General features: G+C 27.5%; 1 pseudogene. It reads right to left on the reverse strand.

Annotated elements, in window-relative coordinates:
- Positions 1-247: pseudogene (locus tag RI01_RS02965) on the reverse strand (sigma-70 family RNA polymerase sigma factor); the annotation flags it as partial.

The following is a 247-nucleotide window of genomic DNA, read 5'->3' on the forward strand; positions in this document are numbered from 1 at the left end:
TTAAATTTAGTATTTGGGATATTTCGTGATTAGAATAACTAGGTTGATAATCTTCGTTGATATTTCCTAAAGGAACTCCAAAATTTAATCTAATGACGTTAAACTCCTTTTTACTTAATTTGGTTTTTAGCTTCTTTAAAAAGAGTTCATGATGAATTTGTTTTAACCATAATTGATGAGGGTTAAGGATTTGATAATGCCATGTATGTTTTTCTTCTTGAAAAGAAGGGTTATTGGTTTTATGAGT

The sequence above is a fragment of the Italian clover phyllody phytoplasma str. MA1 genome, assembly GCF_000300695.1.
GTDB lineage: Bacteria > Bacillota_I > Bacilli_A > Acholeplasmatales > Acholeplasmataceae > Phytoplasma.